Origin of the sequence: Salinicola sp. RZ23, from assembly GCF_003206675.1 — a bacterium.
Taxonomy (GTDB): domain Bacteria; phylum Pseudomonadota; class Gammaproteobacteria; order Pseudomonadales; family Halomonadaceae; genus Salinicola; species Salinicola endophyticus.
In genome coordinates this window covers 1-22,185 of sequence record NZ_PZJK01000010.1, presented here as the reverse complement: position 1 = coordinate 22,185, position 22,185 = coordinate 1, and the positions used below count along the sequence as shown (strand labels likewise).

Genomic DNA, 22,185 nt, shown 5'->3' with positions numbered 1-22,185 from the left:
TTGGCGTGAGAAAGGGGCTTATAGAGACAAAGTCTAACACGTCGTGCTCCCCTGCGAGTGGCGCCGCCTGGGCGGGGGAAGCGGCCCGCGCCTGCGCCGTCCGTGGGGATACCGACTTCAGAAAGGCTGTCATCTGCCGACAATAATTCAGACTTTCTAATTTTTCTTCGAGCGGTGGCACGCAGCATGTTCGCGCGTCGCCCCTGAGAACCGATATGCAGCGATGGCGACAGATAGGGTTGGGGCTCGCGTTGATGTTGGCGAGCCTGGCAGCCCAGGCATTCCACCCGAGCGACGACGATCGCCTCACGCTGAGTGGTTTCGGCACCCTGGGGCTGGTCCACAGTGACAACTCCGAGGCCGAGTTCCTGCGCGATATCAGCCAGCCCAGGGGCGCCGGGGAGGGGTGGAGCGCACGCGTGGACACCCTGCTGGGGGGGCAGCTCGGGTGGCGTGTCGATCCGCGCTGGGATCTGGTGGTGCAGGGGATCAGCCGCTACCACGACACCGGCGACTTCCGCCCCGAGCTGAGCTTGGCGTTCGTGCGCTATCGCCCTGACCCCGCGCTGCAGCTGCGTGCCGGGCGTCTGGGCTGGGACGTGTTCCAGCTCTCCGACTCGCGCTACGTGGGGTATGCCTATCCCTGGGTGCGGCCACCGGTGGATCAGTTCGGCATTCTGCAACTGACCTATATCGACGGTGCCGATGTGACCTTCAAGCAGCCGCTGGGCAGTGATCTGGTAAGGCTCAAGCTCTATGCCGGGCGCTCCGACAGCCGGATCTACGTGCGCGACGATCTGATCGCGGACTTCGACGCCGACGCGGTCTACGGCGGGCACCTCGACTATGAACACGGCCCGTGGCGCCTGCGCACCAGCTATACCGAAGTGCACTCGGACGTGGACTACTCGGGGCCACTCATAGATGAGATCGACAGTCTGCAGCTACCGGGGCTGGATGGGGAACGGCAGATCGAGAGCGTACTCGGTTTCTCTCGGTTACGGCTGTTCTCGCTGGGAGCGCTATATGACAGTGGCCCGCTGCAGGTGCAGGCGATGGTCAACCGTACCCGCACCGAGCGCCAACGCGGCCGGATCGACTCGGCGCTGCTCTCGGCCGGCTACCGTCTGGGGCAGGTGACGCCCTACGTTGCTGTCTCCCGCATCATGACCTCATCCACCCACCCCGACGACACCGATATCGATCAGCGCACCTGGACGCTCGGCACGCGCTTCGACGTCGCCAGCGACATCGCGCTGAAAGCGCAGTTCGACCGCATCGACACGCGCAGGCCCGGCTTTTTATGGCATACCGACAGCGACTGGGAGGGCGGCTGGAGTTCCGTTTTCAGTCTCGGTCTGGACTTCATCTTCTAGAGGCCTGGACATGATCCGAGTGCGTTGTTGTCTTCTGGTGGCGCTGCTATCGCTGGTGATGCCGGCGATGGCCGATATCGCCATCGTGGTCAATACCGGCAGCGGCGTCAGCCATCTCACCCGCAGCGATGCGGTCAATATCTTCATGGGCCGCTATCGCAAGCTGCCCAGCGGCAATCCGGCGCTGCCACTCGATGTGGCCCCGTTCAAGGCGCGTTTCTATCGAGCGCTGGTGAACAAGAATCTGGCCGAGATCAACTCCTACTGGGCGCGGCTGGTGTTCTCGGGCGAGAATTCGCCGCCACAGCAGGTGGCGACGGTTGACGAGATGCGCCAGATCGTGACGAGCAACCCCGGCGCTGTCGGCTATCTCGATAGCCGCGAGGTGAGCCCCGATCTGCACGTCGTGCTGATACTGAGCGAATAAGCGATGTCGCGACTGCTGATGCTGTTACACACCCGCCTGGCGCTGCGTACCACCGCGATCATCCTGCTGATCGTGGGGCTGCTGGGTATCGCCTTCCTGCTCCTGGCGGTGCACTTTCGCGCCCAGAGCGTGCATCAGGAGCAGCAGGCCCGGCTCGAGGGGCTGCTGAACACGGTCGAGCGCACGGCGCAGATCGCCTGTTTCCTGGACGACGAGCAGTTGGCGCGGGAGCTCGCCGATGGCCTGCTGAGCAACGACATCGTGCATGCGGTGCGCGTCCAGTCCCTCGATGGCAAGCTGTTGATCGACAGGGGGGGGGCGCTCGATAGTGCTCGCGATGCCCTGTTCACACGCGAGATCGCCTCGCCATTCGAGCCCAGGACGACGGTCTGCCGACTGACCATCGACCCCGATCAGCGTTACATCGATGCCCTGGTCGGCCAGGCGTCGCGTTTCGTCGGCGGCGCGCTGCTGCTGCAGCTGCTGGGCATCGGCTTGTGCGTGGTGGTGGTGGTGGTGCGCTACGTGACCCGGCCGATCACCGGGCTGTCGCAGCGGCTGCGAGCGCTCGAAGCGGAGACCGGGCAGAAACTGCAGGCGCCGCGGGGCAACCGCGACGACGAGATCGGCCAGTTGGTGAACAGCGTCAACGCCATGATCGACAATCTGGTCCAGAGCCTCGATGCCGAGCGCTGCCTGCGCCTCGAGCGTGAAGTCGAGGAGCGCCGCTACCGGGCGATCTTCGACAATGTCGAGACAGGCATCTTCGAGGTCGATGACGACGGCGCGATCCGGGTCGCCAACCCCGCTTTCCGGCGTCTGTTCAAACTGCCTGCCAAGCGTGACCTGAACCTTCATCCGATCGATTTCGCCACCCTGGTCGATCCTGAGGGCACCTTTGGCGCCAGCCCGGCCACGGTGGTGGCCGGCGGTCGCGGGCGGCAGTGGGAGGTAGCGCTCGGCGACGAGGAGCCGCGGCGCTGGGTCAGTCTGGTACTCAACCCGCTGGAGGCGGGACGTCTGCAGGGGGTAGCGCACGACGTCACCGCGCGCAAGCGGGCCGCCGACGCGGCCGAGCAGCTGGCGGTGACCGATCCGCTCACCGGGCTCGGCAATCGGCGCGGCTTCGACCGTCGCCTGGCGGTGATGGGGCGCCACCATCGGCTCTATCCGGATCGTTGTCATGCGCTCGTGCTGCTCGACTTCGATCACTTCAAGCAGATCAACGACGCCCACGGCCACCACGCCGGGGACCGGGTACTGCGCCTCGTCGGCGGCGAGCTGGCGGCGCTGCTGCGCCAGCGCGACTACCTGGCGCGGCTGGGTGGTGACGAGTTCGTGCTGCTGCTGGAAGGGTGCGGACGGCGGGATGAGGTGGAGGCGCTGCTCGGGCGCTTCGTCGCGCGTCTGCAGACCCCGATCGCGCTCGAATCGGGGGTAGAGGTCACCATCGGGGTCAGCATCGGGGTAGCGCTGCTCGGGGTGGATACCGAGGAGCCGCAGCAGGCGCTGCTGCTCGCCGACCGCGCGATGTACGCGGCCAAGCGCGCCGGGCGCAATACCTGGCGCTTCCACGCGCCCGGCGGCAACGGCTGAGCTGTGCTCAGCCCGGCCGCTGCATCTGGAAACGCTGCGCCTCGGCGGCCTCGAAGTAGTCCGCCGGGCCGCCGCCGCGCAGGATCGGGCGCGCGGCGGCGGTCTGATAGATGCCATCGACCAGCAGGGTCGGGTCGATGTGCACGCCGACCACCTCGCCCAGCACCAGCCAGTTGTCGATCTCTTCGCCGGCGGCGGAGCGCAACCGTAGCGTCTGGCTCAGGCGGCACTCGAACACCACCTGCGCTTCGCCCACATGGGGCACCGCCACGACCTTTGACGTGCTCGGGGTGAGCCCGGCCAGGTTGAACTCATCGACCTCGGGGGCCACCGACGCTGCGCTCTGGTTCATCGCCTCGGCCAGCGGTCGGGTCGCCAGCTGCCAGCAGAACTCGCCGGTGCGTTCGATGTTGCGCACGCTGTCCTTGTAGCCCGAACTGGAGAAACCGATGATCGGTGGGGTATCGGCGAAGGCGTTGAAGAAGCTGTAGGGCGCCAGGTTCAGCTGTCCTGTCTCGTCCTGTGAGGAGATCCAGCCGATCGGGCGCGGGCCGATGATCGCCTTGAACGGGTTGTGCGGTAGGCCGTGCCCCTGCTGGGGCTGGTAGAAGTGGGCATTGCTGGGCATAGCAAGAGTTCCTGAGGGATCACGATGACGAGAGGGGGGAGCCGCCACTGGCGCCATGCCAGTCGCGGCGGTGATGCTTCAGGCTTTGCGGCCGGCGAGGAAGATGAGCGTGCGCCCATGAGCCAAAGCCGCCGCCTGTTGGTGGTAGCTTGCCCGTGACCAGCAGTTGAAGCCGTGCTCGGCGCCGTCATAGAGATGCACCTCGACCTCTGGGTTGGCGGCGAACGCCTCACGGGTCTGCTCGACGTGCGCGAGCGGGATATGGTCGTCTTCGGCGCCGAAGTGGAACTGGGCCGGTACCGTCAGCGCCTCGGCGCGGTCGAGATACTCGGTGATGCCGCCGGCGTAGTAGCACACCGCGGCGTCGACGCCCGCGTCCAGTGCACACAGGTAGGAGAGGACACCGCCCATGCAGTAGCCCACCGAGGCGATCGGCCCGTCGCACACCGGGCTTGCGCGCAGAGCCCGGGTGGCGGCGCGCAGGTCGCTGATCACGGTGGGGTAGTCCAGCGCCTGCTTATGCGCCACGGCGGCCTTCCAGTCGTCGCCGTCATAACCCAGCTCGACCCCGGGCGCTTCGCGCCAGAACACATCGGGGGCGATGACGCTGTAGCCATCCATGGCGTACTGTTCGGCGACGCCGCGAATATGGCCATTGACGCCGAAGATCTCCTGGATCAGCAGAATGCCGGGGCCCTTGCCCTTGTGGGGCAGCGCCTGATAAGCCTTGAACGTCTTGCCGTCCTCGGCGGTGATCTCGATCCATTCGGTCTTGATGTGGGTCTGTGACATGTCTGGTTTCCTGTGGGGATAAATGACCTTGGCCAGCCAGGGACGTCTGGCTGGCCGGTGTCGATGTAGCGGAGCCCGGCGGCGAACCGGGGAAACCAGGAAAAATTATAGCAGGCTATCTAGCATCGGCCCGGTCGCGCGCAGCGAGAAAGAGGGCGGCTAGCAGAGAGGGTGGCTAGCAAAGAGGGTGGCTAGAAAGAGAGCTGCGAGAAAGAGGGCAGCGCGAAAGCGCCGCCGGCATCGATGGGGGCCCGACGGCAGCCATGCCGGCGCGTTCAGCCCAGAGTCTGAATGACCTGCTCGAAGCCCTGTTTCATGTGTCGCGCGATGTAGGCGAGCGTTGCCTCCAGCGAGTCGCCCTTGGCGTGTTCCAGGTAGCTGTCGTGGGACTGGCGGGCAGGTCCTGCACGCTTGTGCGCGCGCTGGTGCAGCACGAAGTAGCACTGCAGATGAGGTTTGATACGCGACCAGGCATCGAGCAGCAGCGGATTGCCGCTGAGTTCGTAGCACCACTGGTGTAGCGCGAGTTCGCGATCGATCGCCAGCGCACCATCGCCGGCATCGATGGCCTCGAGCAGGCGTGCATGGCGCTGATCGAGGTCGTCGAAGCTGGCCGCGGTGCGCTTGTGCCAGAGGCCCTTGAATGCCATCTGCTCGAGGCCGGTGCGGTACTCATAGAGCTGGTGCAGCCCGTCCGGCGTCAGTTCGAGCACCCGCACGCCCTTGTAGGGTTCGCTGATCAACAGGCCGATATTCATCAGGTGGCGTATCGCCTCGCGCAGTGGCGCACGGCTGACGCCGAGCTGCTGTGCGAGCGCATTCTCGGTCAGCCGTGTGCCGGGAGCGATGGTGCCATTGGCGATCAGCGTTTGCAGTCGCTGGGCGGTCTGTTCCCAGAGCGTCTGGCGAGCCGGAATCTGCGCGATATCGGTCGAGAACATGCGTATCCAAAAGTGGCGTGATGGGTGACGTCAGCCGCGGAGGTAGTCGTCGTAGAGCGCTGCCAGGCGCTGCATCAGGCTGGCGTCGCGACGGTTTACGATAGCATGTCCGTCGATGCGATAGACCGGTGTCAGGCCGCCCAGCGTACCGGTGACGAAAGCCTCGTCGGCGGTGTAGGTCTGGGCCAGGGTGAAGTCCAGCTCGCGGACCACGATACCCGCCTCCCGCGCCAGGCGCATGACCGTCTTGTGGGTGATGCCATTGAAGTTGTAGCGTCCGGTCGAGGTCCACAGTTCGCCATCGCGAACGATGAAGAAGTTGGTCGAGTTGCAGCTGGCGACGAAGCCATGGGGGTCGAGCATCAGCGCCTCGTTGGCGCCGGCATTGATCGCCTGGATCAGCGCCTGGATGAAGTTGAGCCGACTGTGGGAGTTGAGGCGGAGATCGAAGACGTCTGGGCTGCTGCAACGGAAAGTCGAGGTGAACAGCGTCAGGCCCTGCGCCTTGGCCGTCTTGTCGACTACCTTGTGCTCGGCGACGATGACGATGGTGGCCTTGCCGCGCAGAAAGCGCGGATCCTGATTGGGCGTGCTCTTGAGTCCGCGACTGACCATCAGTCGAATATGCACACCATCGTGCATGTCGTTTCTGTCCAGCGTTTCCCGAATCAGGCCGACCAGCGCTTCGCGGGTGACGCCGATATCCAGAGAGATCGAAGCGGCGCCTTGATAGAGCCGCTCCATATGCTCGTCGAGTGCGATCAGTCGGCCTTCGACCAGTCGTATGCCTTCCCAAACGCCGTCACCGAGGACGAAGCCACTGTCGAAGATCGATACCGTCGCCTGGTGCTTGGGTTTGAATTCGCCGTCGACGTAGACGATCACGTCTTCGTTGCGGGTATCGGCCACGTAGGACTGCGAGCTACCGGTGGTATTGGTCATGCGTTTTCCTTCCCTTCTATGCGGTTATGCGGTCAAGCGGTGGGTTCTGTGGCGGGTGCGGGCTGCGGTCGTTTCCACATGGCGAAGCCGGTGAAGCCGTAAAGTAGCGAGAACACCATCACCAGCCAGTGGTACCAGAGGAACGGCAGGTAATCGGTGGTGGCCACGCCGGTGGTCGTGGCCATGAACACTGCGCCGCTGGTCCAGGGAATCATCGGGGTCGAGAGCGTGCCGCCGGCCTCGACGTTGCGCGACAGCACTACCCGCTGCAGCCCGAGCCGGTCGTAGATGTTTCGCGTCATCGAGGCCGCGGTGAAGATCGCCACGTAGGCGGCGCCGCCGAAGATCGTGCCGAAGAAGCCACACGCCATGGTCGCCAGGGTCAGCCGGCCTGTGCTGCGGTGGACCATGCGGGTGAGCGCGTTGGCGATGGTTTCGAGGACACCGATACGCTCCATCAGGCCCCCCAACCCCAGCGCGAAGATGACGATGGCGATCACCGGCAGCATCGAGACGATGCCGCCGCGATTGAGGATGCTGGCGAGATAGCCCGTGCCGTAGTCGCCCTGATTGCCGGCATATAGCGTGGTCACCGCCTGCAACGGGGTAACGCCCTGGGCCAGCCAGGCACAGATCACGCCCAGCACGGCGCCGGTCGCGATCACCGGGAGGGCGGGCTTGCGCAATGCCAGCAGCACCAGCGTGGCGAGGATCGGCATCAACAGCCAGGGGGAGAGCAGGAAGTGAGCCTGTAGCTGGGCCATTACCGCGTCCGCCTGCTGCATGTCGTAGCCGCTGCGGGAGAGGTGGTTCCCGGCCAGGGCGAAGCCGATGGTGGCCAGCGTGACGCAGGGCACACCGGTATAGAGCATCGAGCGCACGTGATCGATCAGCGGCACCTCGCACAGCGAGGCGGTGAGTACCGTGGTGTCGGAGAGCGGTGAGAGCTTGTCGCCCACGTAGGCGCCGGAGATGACCGCGCCGGCGACAAGAGGCAGCGGCAGTTCGAAGCCGTGGCCGATACCCATCATGGCGATACCGATGGTGCCCACGGCGCCGAACGAGGTGCCGGTCACCAGCCCGGTGGCGGCGCAGATCAGGAAAGCGGCGGGCAGGAACCAGGACGGATCGATCAACGCAACGCCGTAGTAGATCACGCTGGGGACGATGCCCGCGGCGATCCAGGCGCCGATCAGTGCGCCGACGGTAATGATGATCATCACCCCCTCGAGGCCACTGCGAATACCGTCGAACGCGCCTTGCTGGAGTGAGTCATAGGCATGGCCGAGGCCCTTGCCGATGGCGAACATCGCGAACCAGGCAGCGAACAGCGCCAAGGCGACGGGCATCTTGAGCAGCAACACCGTCGACATGATGGCAGCGAAGCTGGCGAGAATCAGACAGAGCGCGAACAGGCCCGGGCGGCGGGCAGATTGTGGCCTCATGGGGGCACCTCGAACGTTTTTGAGTTTGTTATGCGCTGTGCGGCAATAAATTGTATACAGCATACAATGTGTATGACTCAAGCCGACAAGCGTGAAAAGTGACCGGATGAGGCGCGCGCAGGCGAAAGCCGCGCCGGTCAGGTTCGGGCGGATCGTCCCAGGCAGTCGAGAAGGTGTCTGTCACCAGACAGAGCAGGCAGCGTGGGTCACAGCGCGTGGCGAGTCGGCCGGGCGTGACGAGGGGAGCGGCGTGGCAGAAGCGGGGCCGCGCCAGTGTTGATGGGGGGCGGGAGACGCGTGCGGCCAGCAGTTCGCATGGCCGCCTCGACTGGCGAGACGGCCCGGCGCTGACGCGTTACGCCGGCTGGCGGCGGTCTTCGATGACCTGGCGCCCGCGGATGCAGTCGGCCTCGTGGGGTTCATCGACCCAGGGCTCGGCGATGCCCTGATCGATCCAGCTCGCCACCGCCGGGTGCGCCAGCAGACGCTCGACGTAGTCGCGGGACGGGGAGCCGAGGGTGATGCCGTAGCCGCGTACGCGGACCGCCACCGGGGCGAACATCGCATCCACCGCGGTGAACTGCTCACCTGCCAGCCAGGGACCGCCGAAGCGCGTGATGCCCTCCTGCCACAGCGCCTCGAGGCGGGCGATGTCCCGGGCCAGGGCGGCACCGGGCTCGCCCAGGTCGATGCGCAGGGCGCAGTTCATCGAGCACTCATCGCGCAGCGCGAAGAAGCCCGCATGCATCTCGGCGCTGGCGCAGCGCGCCCAGGCGCGTGCCTCGCGCGCCTGTGGCCAGGCCGCCGGATGAGCCTCGGCGATGTACTCCATGATCGCCAGCGACTCCCACACCGCGCTGTCGCCATCATGCAGACAGGGCACCTTGGCGGTGGGTGAGAACGTCGCGAAGGCGCTCTGCTGGCCGTCACCCTCGAACGGGGTCATGACCTCCTCGAAGGGAATGTCCAGCGCGCGCAGCAGCACCCAGGGGCGCATCGACCAGGATGAGTAGTTCTTGTTGGCGATAAAGAGCCGATACGTCATATCCACCTCCGGAACTGTGTCGCCACGAGTATGCGGCGCCATCCCCGGTGGCGGAAGGGGGCTGCCGTGTGTCGCGTTGCAATAGGATTTCGTCTGGCGCAACATCCGACGCGAATCGATTTTTCATTCCGGTGAAGAGAGTCCCCATGGCACAACGACGAGTCGAGGCGGTGGAGCGTGCCCTGACGCTGCTCGGTGCGTTCTCGCGAGATCGGCGCGAGCTCACGCTGACCGAACTGGCTAATGCCAGCGGCTTCTACAAGAGCACCATCTTGCGATTGATGGCCTCGCTCGAGTATTTCGGCTACGTAGTGCGTGACGAACGTGGTGTCTATCGAATCGGCCCGGCGGTGCTGAGGCTGGCGCCGCTGGCGGTGGAGGGGCCGCAGTTGGAGGATCTGGTGCGACCGGTTCTGGTGGCGCTGCGTGAGGCCAGTGAAGAGACTGCGGCGTTTCACGTGCGCGATGGCGAAGCACGGATCTGTCGATTGTGCGAAAACGGCCGCCTCCAACTGCGCCACCATCTCGATGAGGGCGCGCGCGTGGCACTGGGGGAAGAAGAGGCGGTCGACCAGGCACTCGGTGGCGAGCTGCCGCCGGGTCGGGTGGCACGCTCCCACGGGGGGCGCCAGGCCGGGCTTTCGACGGTGGCGATTGCCATCCATGATGACGCCGGCGAATTGAGAGGCGCGCTGTCACTTTCCGGCCCCAGCGCGCGTTTCGACGCGCGGATCGAGGCTCACCACGCGCCGCTGCTGATCGAGGCGGCGGCGCGTCTGACTCACGCCTGGCCGCGCATGCTGGGGCCTATCTAATACCGCTTCGGACATCTCGTCCCTGCGCCGGTTTTATCGGCACCGCGGACACGTCAAACTAGACAGGTTCACTGGCGCTTTGCGGGTCGGTGCCGGCTCGCCGCTGGCTACCCGCAGCCGAGCCCTCTTTCTTCTGGCTGGACGACCCTTTATGGCGTTACGACAATCGACCCGGATCAACAAGTACATCAGCGAAAGCGGGATGTGCTCACGCCGTGAAGCCGATCGCTTCGTGGAGCAGGGCAACGTGTGGATCAACGGCCGCCGCGCTACCACTGGCGATCAGGTGGTGGCGGGGGACCGGGTCAAGGTCAATGGCCAGGAGATCGAGCCAAGAGAGGCGGAGGATCGGGTCCTGATCGCGCTGAACAAGCCGGTGGGGATCGTCAGTACCACCGAGTCCAGCGAGAAGGACAACATCGTCGAGTTCGTCAAGCACGGCGCGCGCATCTTCCCGATCGGCCGGCTCGACAAGGATTCCCAGGGGCTGATTCTGCTGACCAACGATGGTGATCTGGTCAACAAGATCCTGCGTGCGCACAACCATCACGAGAAAGTGTATCGGGTGACCGTCGACAAGCCGATCACCGACGACTTCATCGAGGGCATGCAGCAGGGGGTGCCGATCCTCGGTCAGGTGACCAAGCGCTGCCAGGTCAGCCGCGAGTCGACCTTCGTCTTCACCATCACCCTGGTGCAGGGCCTCAACCGCCAGATCCGCCGCATGTGCGAGTATTTCGGCTACGAGGTCACGCAGCTGATCCGTACCCGGATCATGAACATCTCGCTCAAGGGGCTGGCACTGGGCGACTGGCGGGATCTCTCGCCGCAGGAGACCGAGACGCTCATCGCGCTGACGCGTGATTCCGGCAGCGAGGCCGAGCCGGCACGGGCGGCCAAGCCCGCGCGCAGCGGCAAAGCCGCGAAACCGGCGGCCAAGGGGCGTCAGTCGGCGGGCGGCAAGCCCCACGCCAAGGATAGGGCGGCCGGTGGCGGAAAGTCTGGCACCAAGGGCAAGTCGGGCACCCATGGCAAACCCGGTGCCAAGGGCAAGCCGGCCGCCAAGGGTAAACCCGGTGCCAAGGATAAGCCGGTCGGCCAGGGTAGACCCGGCGCCAAGGGCAAGCCTGCCACCAAGGGCAAGCCGGGCGCCAAGCCCGCGGCCAAGGGGCGCGGCGGTAAGCCGAGTATGCCTGCCGCCAAGCGCACTCGGGGCAGCGGCAAGAAGCGCTAGCTCAGGCGCTCAGCCAATGGCCTTGACCGCGGCCTTGGCCACCTGCACGTCCTGGTCCGGTTTGACCCCGGAAATGCCGACGCTGCCGATCACTTCACCGTCGACGATCACCGGCACGCCACCGGCGAGCAGCGCCTGCATGGGCGCGCTGACGAAGGCGGTGCGGCCGCTGTTGATCATCTCTTCGAACACCTGGGTCTCCTTGCGGCCGATGGCGGCATTGCGCGCTTTCTCGCTGGCGATGCCGGCGCTGAAGGGGGCGGCGCCGTCGAGCCGGCGCAGGCCCAGCAGATGGCCACCGGCGTCGGCCACGGCGATGGTGACCGCCCAGCCCTGGGCGTCGGCTTCGCGCTGGGCGCTGTCCAGCAGGGCGTTGACATCGGCGAGTTCGAGTACGGCTTGGGTTTTCATGGCGTGGCTCCGGTGCGTGCTGAAGGTAAGAATTCGAGGGTCATGAGTCGGATGTGGCCAGACGCTCGTCGACCAGTTCGATCCAGTGGCGCACCGGGGTGCGCCCGGCGCCGTCGAGGTGGCTCTGACAGCCGATATTGGCGGTCACGATGGTGTCGGGCTGGCCCGCCTCCAGCGCTTCCAGCTTGGCGTCGCGCAGCTGGCGCGAGAGCACCGGCTGGGTGATCGAGTAGGTGCCCGCCGAGCCGCAGCAGAGATGGGCATCGCGTACCGGCGTGAGATCGAAGCCGAGGCGCGTGAGCACCCCCTCCACCGCACCGCCGAGCTTCTGCGCGTGCTGCAGCGTGCAGGGGCAGTGGAAGGCGAGACGCTGGGCGTCGTTGGCGGGTGAATCGGCCACCAGCGCCTCGAGATCCTCCTCGCGCAGGATCTCGACCAGATCCTTGGCCAGTTCGCTGACGCGTCGGGCCTTGTCCGCGTAGACCGGGTCGTCGGCCAGCATCTCGCCATACTCCTTGACGAAGGCGCCGCAGCCGCTGGCGGTCTGCACGATCGCCTCGGCGCCGTCTTCGATCAATGGCCACCAGGCGTCGATATTGGCCTGCATGCGTGCACGCCCCGCCTCCTGGGCGTTGAGGTGGAAGTCGATCGCGCCGCAGCAGCCGGCTTCGCGCGCCGCGCGGACGCCGATCCCCAGGCGGTCGAGCACGTGCGCCGTGGCGTCGTTGGTGTTAGGGGCCAGACCCGGCTGCACGCAGCCTTCCAGAATCAGCATCTGGCGCGGATGGCGCTCCGGTGCGGGGCGTGCCCGGCGCGGCGCCGGCCGCGGCGGGATCTTATCACGCAGCGCCGCCGGCGCCAGCGGACGAAAGGTCTGGCCCAGGGCCAGCAGGGCCTGGAATCGTCTGGGCTCTGCCAGCGCGGTGCGCAGCCCCAGACGCAGGGCGCGCTCGCGCGGGGTGCGTCCGACCCGGCGGTCGACCTCGGCGCGGCCGATGTCGAGCAGTTTGTGATACTCGACCCCGGAGGGGCAGGTGGTCTCGCAGTTGCGGCAGGTGAGGCAACGGTCGAGATGCAGCTGGGTCTCGCGGGTCACCTGGTCGTCGCCGGCATCGCTCTCCAGCAGCTCCTTGATCAGATAGATGCGCCCGCGCGGGCCGTCGCGCTCGTCCCCCAGCAGCTGATAGGTGGGACAGGTGGCGTTGCAGAAGCCGCAGTGCACGCAGGTGCGCAGGATGCGATCGGCTTCGCGAATCGCGGGCCGTTCGCGCGCGGCGTCGGTGAAGTGTGTCTGCATGGTGGCTCCTCACCAGTCGGCGTAGAGCCGGCCGGGATTGAAAATGGCGTGCGGATCGAGACGCGTCTTGAGCTGCTGGTGATAGCGCGCCAGCACCTTGGGTAGCGGCGAGAACGGCGAGGCGTCGTCGTTCGGGGCGTCATCGAGGGCGGGGCCGAAGCGTGTGGCGTGGCCGCCGACAGCCATGCTGGTCTCGTGCACGTGTGGTGCGGGCTCGTCGCTGCGCAGCCACTGCTGGGCCCCGGCCCAGTCGCACAGCCAGTCGCCCGCCAGCGCCGGGCGTCGGGCGCGAGCCGGCAGTGAGAGCCGCCACAGTGGCCGTGGGTCCTGGGGCGAGAAGAAGGCCAGACGCTGCTCGCGCAGATCTTCCCAGAAGGTGGCATCGTCGGCGTCGCCGCCCAGACGCTCGCGGGTCGATGCCACCGAGCCTTCGCCCCCTTCGAGACGCACATGCAGTACGCCGTCGGCGAAGGCGGCACCGCTCAGCGGCAGCGGCTCGCGGCCCCATTCGCGCAGGCATTCGAGCGCGCGCGCTTCATCCATCTCCAGACGCAGGCAGGCGCTCGCCGGCGGTAGTGGCAGCACCTTGAACGAGACCTCGGCGAGTACCCCCAGCGTACCCTGGGCGCCGACCATCAGCCGCGACAGGTCGTAGCCGGCGACGTTCTTCATCACCTCACCGCCGAAGCGCAGCAGTTTGCCGTCGTGAGTGATCACTCGGGTGCCGAGCACGAAGTCGCGCACCGCACCGCTCCAGGGGCGTCGTGGCCCGGAGAGACCGCAGGCGACCATGCCACCGACGGTAGCCGTATCACCGAAGTGCGGTGGTTCGAACGGCAGCCGCTGGCCGCTGGCGGCGAGCGCGCTTTCGAGTTCGGAAAGGCGCGTGCCGGCGCGCACCGTGACCACCAGTTCGACCGGATCGTAGTGGACGATGCCGCGATGCTCGCCGAGGTCGAGACGTGTCTCGGCGGCGATCCGGCGGCCGTAGAACGCCTTGGTACCGCCGCCCTGGATCACCAGCGGCGTGCGCTCCCGGTGGGCTTGGCGCACCTGCTCGCAGAGCGCGTCGCTCAGATCCTGGCCGCTGTCCAGGGTGGGCCCGGCCTGGCCCGCGGGGGTGAATTCGGGGCGCTGGTCCTGCGGGTGTGGCATCACGTATCTCCTGACTCGAACGACTAGAAACGGGGCAGCTCGGGGTGGGGCAGCTCGCCGTGATGCACGTGCATGGCGCCGAATTCAGCGCAGCGCGCCAGCGTGGGAATGTTCTTGCCCGGATTGAGCAGGCGATGCTCGTCGAAGGCGAACTTGACCGCGTGGAACTGGGTCAGCTCGTCGGCGGCGAACTGGGTGCACATCTGGTTGAGCTTCTCGCGCCCGACGCCGTGCTCGCCGGTGATGGTGCCGCCGACCTCGACGCAGAGCTCGAGAATCTTGGCGCCGATGGTCTCTGCGGTCTCCAGCTCGCCGGGGCGATTGGCATCGAACAGGATCAGCGGATGCAGGTTGCCGTCGCCGGCGTGGAAGACGTTGGCGACGCGCAGCCCGTAGGTCGTGGAGAGCTCGTTGATACCCTTGAGCACCCGTGGCAGCTCACGCCGGGGGATGGTGCCATCCATGCAGTAGTAGTCCGGCGACATCCGCCCCACGGCAGGGAACGCCGCCTTGCGCCCGGCCCAGAACAGCTGGCGCTCGGCGTCGTCCCGGGCCAGCCGGATCTCGCTGGCGCCGGCGCGTTCGAGCAGTTCGCGCACACGTTCGCAGTCGGCGTGGACATCGGCTTCGACGCCATCGAGCTCGCACAGCAGGATCGCCTCGGCCTCGACCGGATAGCCGGCGTGGACGAAGTCCTCGGCGGCCCGAATCGCCAGGTTGTCCATCATCTCCAGGCCACCGGGGATACAGCCGGCGGCGATGATATCGCCCACCGCCTTGCCGGCTTGCTCGACATCGTCGAAGCAGGCCATCAGCACCTTGGCCACCTGCGGCTTGGGCAGCAGCTTGACGGTGACCTCGGTGATCACCCCGAGCATCCCCTCCGAGCCGGTGAACAGCGCCAGCAGATCGAAACCGGGGGCGTCCAGGGCTTCGCTGCCCAGGGTCATGCGCTCGCCCTCGATGGTGATGATCTCGACGCTGAGCACGTTATGCACGGTGAGCCCGTACTTGAGGCAGTGCACCCCGCCGGCGTTCTCGGCGACATTGCCGCCGATCGAGCAGGCGATCTGCGATGAGGGGTCGGGGGCGTAATAGAGCCCGTGCGGTGCGGCCGCCTCGGAGATGGCCAGGTTGCGCACCCCCGGCTGCACCCGAGCCAGGCGCGCCTCGGGGTCGAGTTCGAGGATGCGGTTGAAGCGCGACATCACCAGCAGCACGCCCTTGGCCAGCGGTAGCGCGCCGCCGGAGAGCCCGGTGCCGGCACCGCGGGTCACCACCGGCACGCGCTGGGCGTGACACACCCGCATCAGTGCTGCCACCTCGTCGAGGGTCGCCGGCAGCGCCACCAGCAGCGGCAGCGTGCGATAGGCGGAGAGCCCGTCGCACTCGAACGGGCGCAGATCCTCTTCGCGTGCCAGCAGGGTCAGCGCCGGGGCCTCGGCGTGAATCGCCGCCATCAGCGAGGGCTTGTCGACGCTCGCGATCTCGCCGTCGAGTCGTTCATCGTAGAGCAGGGTCACGGTCTACTCCCTGGGTCGCAGTCGTGGGGTGCTTGTCTTGGAGCGGCGTCTCTGCGGACGCTCGCACGTGGCGCCTCTGCCAAGAGATGCCGGTGCCGCGCAACGTTGTGGAAAGTATTTCCATACTCATCTCTGGCATTGTGAGAAAGCGACAGGGGGCTCACCATTAGCCAAAAGACGTAGATGTTGTTAATTGGTCAGACCATGGCGATGCCGGGACATCGCCATGGTCCGGGGCGGGTGGTGGTCAGCCACCCATCAGCGGGTCGCCGATATGGAACACGTAGAAGGCGAGCAGGCCGACGATGCCCGCGAACAGGCAGTAGTAGAGCGTCGGCAGGATCGTCTTGCGCAGCGTGGTGCCTTCGCGTCCGAGCAGACCCACGGTGGCCGAGGCCGCAACCACGTTGTGAATGGCGATCATGTTGCCGGCCGCCGCGCCCACCGCCTGCAGCGCCACCATCATCGCAGTGGAGACGCCGAGCGCCTCGGCCACGTTGAACTGGAACGCCGAGAGCATCAGGTTGGAGACGGTGTTGGAGCCGGCGATGAAGGCACCCAGTGCGCCCACCGCGGGGGCGAACAGCGGGTAGACATGGCCCATGCCGTCGGCCACCAGCTGCGCCATCGCCACCGGCATCGAGACCAGGTCGGACTCGTTGACACCGGAGTTGATCAGGATGCGCACCATGGGGATGGTGAACAGCAGCACGAAGCCGGCGCCGAAGAGGGTCTTCGAGGACTCGGCGAACGCCGCCTTGACCTGGCTGGCGCGCATCTGGTGGAGGAAGATGGTGCAGATCACCGCGATCAGGATGATGCCGCCGGGCAGATAGAGCCACTGCACGCTGCCGGAGATACCCTGTTCGCCGAGGATGTTGCTCCAGCCGGTGCTGACCGAGGAGAGCGCTGACTTGACCGCCGGCACGGTACGCGAGACCACCAGCAGCACGGCGACGATCACATAGGGCATCCAGCCGCGCAGAGTCGACATCGGGGCGCGCCCGGCGACATCCTCGACCTTGATCTCGATCGTGCCCAGCCACTCGGCAGGCCACTGCGAGCGCGGCGGGAAGTCCCAGGTATCCTTGGGCAGCAGGAAGCCCTTGCGCGCCGCCGGTACCACCACTGCCAGACCGATCAGGCCGCCCAGCAGCGACGGAAACTCCGGCCCCAGGAAGACCCCCACCAGCATGTAGGGCACCACGAAGCAGACCCCGACGAAGAGCGCGAAGGGGGCGATCGAGAGACCCTCGCGCCAGGAGCGATTCTCGCCGAAGAAGCGCACCATCACGGTGACCAGGATCAGCGGCATGAACACGCCGATCAGGCCGTGGGTGAGCGCCACTTCCGAGGTGATCAGACGGAAGAAGGTCTCCCAGCTCGAGCCGTCGGCGGCGAGCTGTTGGCTGATCGCCGCCTGGTTGAGCCCGCCGGAAACGCCGACCACGATCGGCGTACCCACGGCACCGAAGGAGACGGGGGTCGACTGCAGCATCATCCCCACCACCACCGCGCCCAGCGCCGGGAAGCCGAGTGCCACCATCAGCGGGGCGGCCACTGCGGCCGGCGTCCCGAAGCCCGAGGCGCCCTCGATGAAGCAGCCGAACAGCCAGGCGACGATCAGCGCCTGCACGCGGCGATCCGGGCTGATGCCGGAGAAGCCGTTGCGGATCGCCATGATGCCGCCGGAGTGCTTGAGGGTGTTGAGCAGCAGAATGGCGCCGAAGATGATCCACAACAGCGCCACGGTCAGGATCAACCCCTGAAAGGTCGATGCCAGTACCCGGTTGGCGGTCATGTCCCAGGCGAACAGTGCGATCAGCACCGCCACCACGAACACGATCGGCATGGCCGTGCGCGCCGCCATGCGCAGGCCGATCAGCAGTACCCCGGCCAGGATCAGCGGCAGGAAGGCAAGCAGTGACAACACCGTGTGGTCCATAGCGAAAGCCCTTGTGTGATTTTTATGAGAGCGTGGTTGTTCGGAAGCGTGGTTTTCAGGGGCGAGCGGTCTTCGCGATCGTGTTCTTGATCCGCGTGTGAGCACCGGGAACACCTCGTCCTCCGCTGCCTCGCCCGCCCGTCCTCCGTCCCTGCCGCGTGGCAGGGACGGATGCCGGCACGATAGCCAGCCCGCCGGGTGGGCGCCATCCGTGGATAAGTGGTCAGACCAGAGTGGTTCGTGGGGTGTGTTCCCCGCAGGCCTCACGCCGCAAGGCTTGCATGGGGGTGCCGGGGCGCATCCCGGGGCCGCCGGGGTATCGAGGATGCGACTAATGGACGGCGCGGATGTCCATGGCCGCCGGCCTGCAGAGACCTAAAAAGGCGCCGGGGAATCCCCCCGGCGCCTCTGTCCTTGCGCATCATGCCGATGGCGTGTCCAACGAGTCGTACGTCTCGGGCGCTGCCGGTGGTCTCTCAGCCGGTGGCGAGCAGGCCGGTATCGGCCTCGATCTGCTCGGTCGACATCAGCGTCACGTTCACCGGAATCGACTTGGCCGCCAGGGTGTTGCTGCCGGTGTCGCGGTTGGCCACCGGGATCAGGTCGTTGACCTCGGGGTAGTAGGCGCCCAGACAGTTCTCGGGCAGGTCGTAGGCGATGATCTTGAAGCCGGAGACGGTGCGCTCGATGCCGTCGTCGCTGAGCGCGCTCAGGGTCACCTTGTTGCCCGCCTCGAAGCCGTGCTTCTCGATATCGCGGGGGTTCATCATCAGCACCATGCGGGTGCCGTAGATGTCGCGATAGCGGTCGTCATAGGAGTAGATGGTGGTGTTGTACTGATCGTGGCCGCGAATCGAGAGCAACTGGAAGTGGGCATCGCCGGGTTCGGACTCGTCCTCGGTCAGGTGATCCTGCGGGAACAGGAAGTGCGCCTTGCCGGAGTCGGTGTTCCACACCCGGTCGCGGGCGGCGATATCGAGATGGAACACGCCGTCGGCGGCGAGCCGCTGGTTGAAGTCGTAGAAGGTCTCCGGCTGGCTCGCCTCGATCTTGTCACGGATGCGCGCGTAGTCCTCGGCCAGCCACGCCCAGTCGACCTTGGGGTTGGGCGCCAGGGTCGCCCGCGCCAGTCCGGCGACGATCGCGATCTCCGAGCGCAGGTGCTGGGAGGCCGGCTCCAGCGCGCCCTTGGAGCCCTGCACGTTACACATGCCATCCTCGATGGTGATGGTCTGCTCGACCCCGGCCTGGACGTCCTTCTCGGTACGCGCCAGTGCCGGCAGCAGGTAGGCGGCCTGGCCGTGGATCAGATGGCTGCGGTTGAGCTTGGTCGCGATCTGCACGGTGAGCGGGATCTTCTCGACATGGGCGCAGACCCGGGCCTGATCGGCGATGGCGCGGAAGAAGTTGCCGCCCATGCCGAGGAAGGCGTCGACCTCATCGCGCAGGATCGCCTCGCAGCAGAGCGCCACGTCATGGCCATGTTCGCGCCGGCACTCGATGCCGAAGAGCTCGTCCAGCTTCGAGAGGAAGGTTTTGCCGGACTTGTGGAAGATGCCCACGGTGCGGTCGCCCTGGACGTTGGAGTGGCCGCGCACCGGGCAGGCGCCGGCGCCGCGCCGGCCGATATGGCCGCCCATCAGCAGCAGGTTGAGGATCTGGTGGATATTGTCGCCGCCGCGCATGTGCTGAGTGATGCCCATGCCCCAGCAGCAGATCACCCGCTCGGCCCGAATCCACGCCTCCGCCGCCTCGCTGATGGCGGCGCGGGTCAGCCCGCTGTGACGCTCGATGCGTTCCCAGGGCAACTGGCGGCAGTGCTCGGCGAAGGCCTCGAAGCCGTCGGTGTGCATGTGGATGAAGTCATGGTCGATCACCCGCTTTCCGCCGTTGTCGCGGGCGTTGTCGTCGGTGGCGATGAGGTACTTGCAGATGCCCTGGATGGCGGCGATATCACCGCCGATGCGCAGCTGGTGGTACTGGCTGCTGATCGGCACACCGTGGTTGGTCAGCATGTCCTTGGGCGTCTGCGGATTGGCGAACTTGACCAGCGCCCGCTCGCGCAGCGGGTTGAAGGTGATCACCTCGGCGCCGCGCAGGCGCGCCTCGTGCAGCAGGCCCATCATGCGCGGGCTATTGGTACCGGCGTTCTGGCCGAACAGGAAGATGCAGTCGGCGTGCTCGAAATCCTCCAGCACCGTGGTCGCCTTGCCCACGCCGATGCTCTGCGGCAACGCCACCGTGGTGGTCTCGTGGCACATGTTGGAGCAGTCGGGAAAATTGTGGGTGCCAATCATGCGGCCGTAGAGCTGCCACAGAAAGGCGGCCTCGTTGGAGGTGCGCCCGGAGGTGTAGAGCTCGACTCGGGTCGGGTCGTAGGTCTGGATGCGCTCGCCGATCTCGCGATAGGCGGTCTCCCAGTCGATGGGATCGTACTTGTCGGTGGTCGGGTTGTAGCGCATCGGGTGCGTCAGCCGACCCTGCTTCTCCAGCGCGTGATCCGACCAGGCGAGCAGTTCGCTCACGCTGTGCTGGGCGAAGAACTCCGGAGTGGTGCGGGCCGCGGTCGCTTCCCACGCCACCGCCTTGGCGCCGTTCTCGCAGAACTCCAGCGGGCCGGGCTTCTTGGGATTGGGCCAGGCGCAGCTGGGGCACTCGAAGCCGCCATCCGGCTGGTTGATCTTGAGCATCAGCGAGTTGCCCTTGAACGGCACCTTCTCGCGCAGAAAATGGGTCTCCGTGGCCTGCACCGATTGCCAGCCGCCGCCCGGGGCATCGTGCTCGCCCTGCTTGCCGTGCAGTTCATCATCCTTGAGTTGATGTGACATGACCGTGGTCTCCTTGATCGACCTGCGAACTGCCGCCACAGCGTTGCCAAGTCAATCGCGAACCCATGCCGTGGCGGCTACCCGTTACAGTATGGCAACGCTTTCGCGTTTGCCCAGTTCGGTCTTGGCCCCGAGCCGCCTTGGTCCATGACGCTATTGCACCAGGGCGGGCCTAGTTTCCGTTTGACGCCCATCGGCCCCTTGGACATGCTGAGTCACGTCGATTGACCTCTTGTCACATTGAGTTCCCGTCACGAGGAGATGCCTGTCATGGCGCTTAAGATGTTCGATCTTCGCGGTCGCGATGAGCGGCTGCGGTTCTCGCCCTACTGCTGGCGCGTCAAGTTCGCCCTGGCCCACAAAGGGTTGGCGTGTGACTTCGTGCCCTGGAAGTTCACCGACAAGGAGGCGCTCGCCTTCTCCGGCCAAGGGCGCGTGCCGGTGCTGGTCGATGGCGAGGAGACCGTCGTCGACAGCTACGAGATCCTGCGCTATCTGGATCGCGCCTATCCCGAGCGGCCGCTGCTGGGCGAGGGCGCCGCGGCGGAGCGCGCGCGTTTCTTCAAGTTCTACAGCGAGCGCTCGCTGGCCCCCGGGATCGTGCGCACCATCCTGATGGATGTCTTCAACACCATTCACCCGGACGACCGCGACTACTTCCGCACCTCGCGCGAGAAGGCCTTCGGCCGCACCCTGGAAGAGATGCACTCGCCGAGCCAGGGCCTGACCATGCTCGACCGCGCCCTGGAGCCGATGCGCGGGCGCCTCGACGAGAGCGAGTTCCTCGACGGTGAAGCGCCGGGGGCCGCCGACTATCTGGTGGTGGGCATGTTCATGTGGGCGCGGGTCTGCTCGGGGGCCGATCTGATCTCCAATGCCGACCCGGTCTATGCCTGGTATCAGCGCATGCTCGATCTCTACGACGGGTTGGGCCGCAACGCCACCCGTCTCGTCGATGTCGAAGGGGCGTACCAGAACGTGTGAGTTCGATAGCGGCGGCGCGATCTCGCGTCGCCAGCGGCGACAGGAGCAGGCCATGATCGATCTGTACTACTGGACCACCCCCAATGGGCACAAGATCACCCTGTGTCTCGAGGAGGCCGGGCTCGACTACCGCATTCGGCCGATCGATATCGCCAAGGGTGAGCAGTTCAGCGCCGAGTTTCTGGAGATCTCGCCCAACAACCGCATCCCGGCGATCGTCGACCGCGCGCCGATCGACGGCGGCCAGCCGTTGGCGCTGTTCGAGTCCGGCGCGATCCTCGAGTATCTCGCCGACAAGAGCGGCAAGTTCCTGCCCAAGAGCGGGCGCCAGCGCTACCGCGTGCTGCAGTGGTTGCACTGGCAGGTGGGCGGGCTGGGGCCGATGGCGGGGCAGAACCATCACTTTCGCCACTACGCGCCGCGCAAGATCGAGTATGCGATCGAGCGTTACACCAAGGAGACCGCGCGGCTCTATGGCGTGCTCGACCGCCAGCTGGAGGACAACGACTTCGTCGCCGGTGACGACTACTCGATCGCCGACATGGCGATCTGGCCATGGATTCGCTCCTATGAGAAGCAGGGCCAGGAGCTGGACGACTTCCCCGCGCTGCAGCGCTGGTTCGAGCAGATCCAGCGGCGCGACGCGGTGAATCGGGCCTATGCCCGGGCGGTGGAGGTCAATCCGGACAACGATGTGGCGATGACCGACGAGGCGCGCGGGTACTTGTTCGGGCGCTGAGAGAGTGCTTACAAAATGCCTGCGCTCGGCAATACGGCGTTAAAATCGGTTCATCACGCATG

The 22,185-nt window shown here is 66.3% G+C and carries 19 protein-coding genes; 7 read left to right on the top strand and 12 right to left on the bottom strand.

Annotated features, from left to right (window positions below; translation table 11 throughout):
• Nucleotides 1-215: 215 nt before the first annotated feature.
• The 3 genes from DOM67_RS10625 to DOM67_RS10615 are packed head-to-tail and all read left to right on the top strand — an operon-like array spanning nucleotide 216 to nucleotide 3,399.
• Nucleotides 216-1,376 (top strand): porin, encoded by a 1,161-nt coding sequence (locus tag DOM67_RS10625; protein ID WP_110675653.1) that lies wholly within the window; start codon nucleotides 216-218, stop codon nucleotides 1,374-1,376.
• A 10-nt stretch (nucleotides 1,377-1,386) separates the two neighbouring features.
• Nucleotides 1,387-1,803, top strand: coding sequence for a hypothetical protein (locus DOM67_RS10620; RefSeq protein ID WP_157958844.1), 417 nt, complete (start codon nucleotides 1,387-1,389; stop codon nucleotides 1,801-1,803).
• Between the two features lie 3 nt (nucleotides 1,804-1,806).
• Complete coding sequence (locus DOM67_RS10615) at nucleotides 1,807-3,399, top strand: diguanylate cyclase (protein WP_110675649.1); 1,593 nt, start codon at nucleotides 1,807-1,809, stop codon at nucleotides 3,397-3,399.
• A gap of 7 nt (nucleotides 3,400-3,406) precedes the next feature.
• Here the strand turns inward: DOM67_RS10615 and DOM67_RS10610 are convergent, their stop codons facing one another.
• The 6 genes from DOM67_RS10610 to DOM67_RS10585 form a co-directional block, all read right to left on the bottom strand.
• Complete coding sequence (locus tag DOM67_RS10610; RefSeq protein ID WP_110675647.1) at nucleotides 3,407-4,027, bottom strand: flavin reductase family protein; 621 nt, start codon at nucleotides 4,025-4,027, stop codon at nucleotides 3,407-3,409.
• 78 nt (nucleotides 4,028-4,105) lie between these two features.
• Nucleotides 4,106-4,819: a dienelactone hydrolase family protein gene (locus tag DOM67_RS10605; protein WP_110675645.1), complete on the bottom strand. Its 714-nt coding sequence runs from the start codon at nucleotides 4,817-4,819 to the stop codon at nucleotides 4,106-4,108.
• A 275-nt stretch (nucleotides 4,820-5,094) separates the two neighbouring features.
• A complete protein-coding gene (locus tag DOM67_RS10600) occupies nucleotides 5,095-5,760 on the bottom strand; it encodes a GntR family transcriptional regulator (RefSeq protein WP_110675643.1) in 666 nt (221 codons plus the stop codon).
• A gap of 30 nt (nucleotides 5,761-5,790) precedes the next feature.
• On the bottom strand, nucleotides 5,791-6,702 hold the full coding sequence (locus tag DOM67_RS10595; protein WP_110675641.1) for an aminotransferase class IV: 912 nt from the start codon (nucleotides 6,700-6,702) through the stop codon (nucleotides 5,791-5,793).
• Nucleotides 6,703-6,734: 32 nt separating this feature from the next.
• Nucleotides 6,735-8,147 carry a Na+/H+ antiporter NhaC gene (gene nhaC / locus DOM67_RS10590; protein WP_110675639.1) on the bottom strand — a complete coding sequence of 471 codons (1,413 nt, stop codon included), beginning with the start codon at nucleotides 8,145-8,147 and terminating at the stop codon, nucleotides 6,735-6,737.
• Between the two features lie 355 nt (nucleotides 8,148-8,502).
• Nucleotides 8,503-9,192: a glutathione S-transferase family protein gene (locus DOM67_RS10585; RefSeq protein WP_110675637.1), complete on the bottom strand. Its 690-nt coding sequence runs from the start codon at nucleotides 9,190-9,192 to the stop codon at nucleotides 8,503-8,505.
• A gap of 146 nt (nucleotides 9,193-9,338) precedes the next feature.
• Here DOM67_RS10585 and DOM67_RS10580 point away from each other — a divergent pair, with 146 nt between their 5' ends.
• Nucleotides 9,339-10,007 carry a helix-turn-helix domain-containing protein gene (locus tag DOM67_RS10580; RefSeq protein WP_110675635.1) on the top strand — a complete coding sequence of 223 codons (669 nt, stop codon included), beginning with the start codon at nucleotides 9,339-9,341 and terminating at the stop codon, nucleotides 10,005-10,007.
• A gap of 151 nt (nucleotides 10,008-10,158) precedes the next feature.
• Nucleotides 10,159-11,241, top strand: coding sequence for a 23S rRNA pseudouridine(2604) synthase RluF (gene rluF / locus DOM67_RS10575; RefSeq protein WP_110675633.1), 1,083 nt, complete (start codon nucleotides 10,159-10,161; stop codon nucleotides 11,239-11,241).
• 9 nt (nucleotides 11,242-11,250) lie between these two features.
• Here rluF and DOM67_RS10570 read toward each other — a convergent pair whose 3' ends face one another.
• The 6 genes from DOM67_RS10570 to DOM67_RS10545 form a co-directional block, all read right to left on the bottom strand.
• On the bottom strand, nucleotides 11,251-11,652 hold the full coding sequence (locus DOM67_RS10570) for a heme-binding protein (RefSeq protein ID WP_106419363.1): 402 nt from the start codon (nucleotides 11,650-11,652) through the stop codon (nucleotides 11,251-11,253).
• 40 nt (nucleotides 11,653-11,692) lie between these two features.
• Nucleotides 11,693-12,949 (bottom strand): glycolate oxidase subunit GlcF, encoded by a 1,257-nt coding sequence (gene glcF, locus DOM67_RS10565; protein ID WP_110675631.1) that lies wholly within the window; start codon nucleotides 12,947-12,949, stop codon nucleotides 11,693-11,695.
• Between the two features lie 9 nt (nucleotides 12,950-12,958).
• The gene (glcE, locus tag DOM67_RS10560) at nucleotides 12,959-14,104 is read right to left on the bottom strand and encodes a glycolate oxidase subunit GlcE (RefSeq protein ID WP_110675629.1); all 1,146 of its coding nucleotides are present in this window, start codon (nucleotides 14,102-14,104) and stop codon (nucleotides 12,959-12,961) included.
• 23 nt (nucleotides 14,105-14,127) lie between these two features.
• A complete protein-coding gene (gene glcD / locus DOM67_RS10555; RefSeq protein ID WP_110675627.1) occupies nucleotides 14,128-15,627 on the bottom strand; it encodes a glycolate oxidase subunit GlcD in 1,500 nt (499 codons plus the stop codon).
• Between the two features lie 247 nt (nucleotides 15,628-15,874).
• Nucleotides 15,875-17,572 (bottom strand): L-lactate permease, encoded by a 1,698-nt coding sequence (locus DOM67_RS10550; RefSeq protein ID WP_110675625.1) that lies wholly within the window; start codon nucleotides 17,570-17,572, stop codon nucleotides 15,875-15,877.
• 476 nt (nucleotides 17,573-18,048) lie between these two features.
• The gene (locus tag DOM67_RS10545) at nucleotides 18,049-20,400 is read right to left on the bottom strand and encodes an FdhF/YdeP family oxidoreductase (RefSeq protein WP_110675623.1); all 2,352 of its coding nucleotides are present in this window, start codon (nucleotides 20,398-20,400) and stop codon (nucleotides 18,049-18,051) included.
• 270 nt (nucleotides 20,401-20,670) lie between these two features.
• Between DOM67_RS10545 and DOM67_RS10540 the strand changes: the two genes are divergently transcribed.
• Both DOM67_RS10540 and DOM67_RS10535 read left to right on the top strand, forming a co-directional pair.
• On the top strand, nucleotides 20,671-21,384 hold the full coding sequence (locus DOM67_RS10540; RefSeq protein WP_110675621.1) for a glutathione S-transferase N-terminal domain-containing protein: 714 nt from the start codon (nucleotides 20,671-20,673) through the stop codon (nucleotides 21,382-21,384).
• Nucleotides 21,385-21,436: 52 nt separating this feature from the next.
• On the top strand, nucleotides 21,437-22,123 hold the full coding sequence (locus DOM67_RS10535) for a glutathione binding-like protein (RefSeq protein ID WP_110675619.1): 687 nt from the start codon (nucleotides 21,437-21,439) through the stop codon (nucleotides 22,121-22,123).
• Nucleotides 22,124-22,185: the final 62 nt, after the last annotated feature.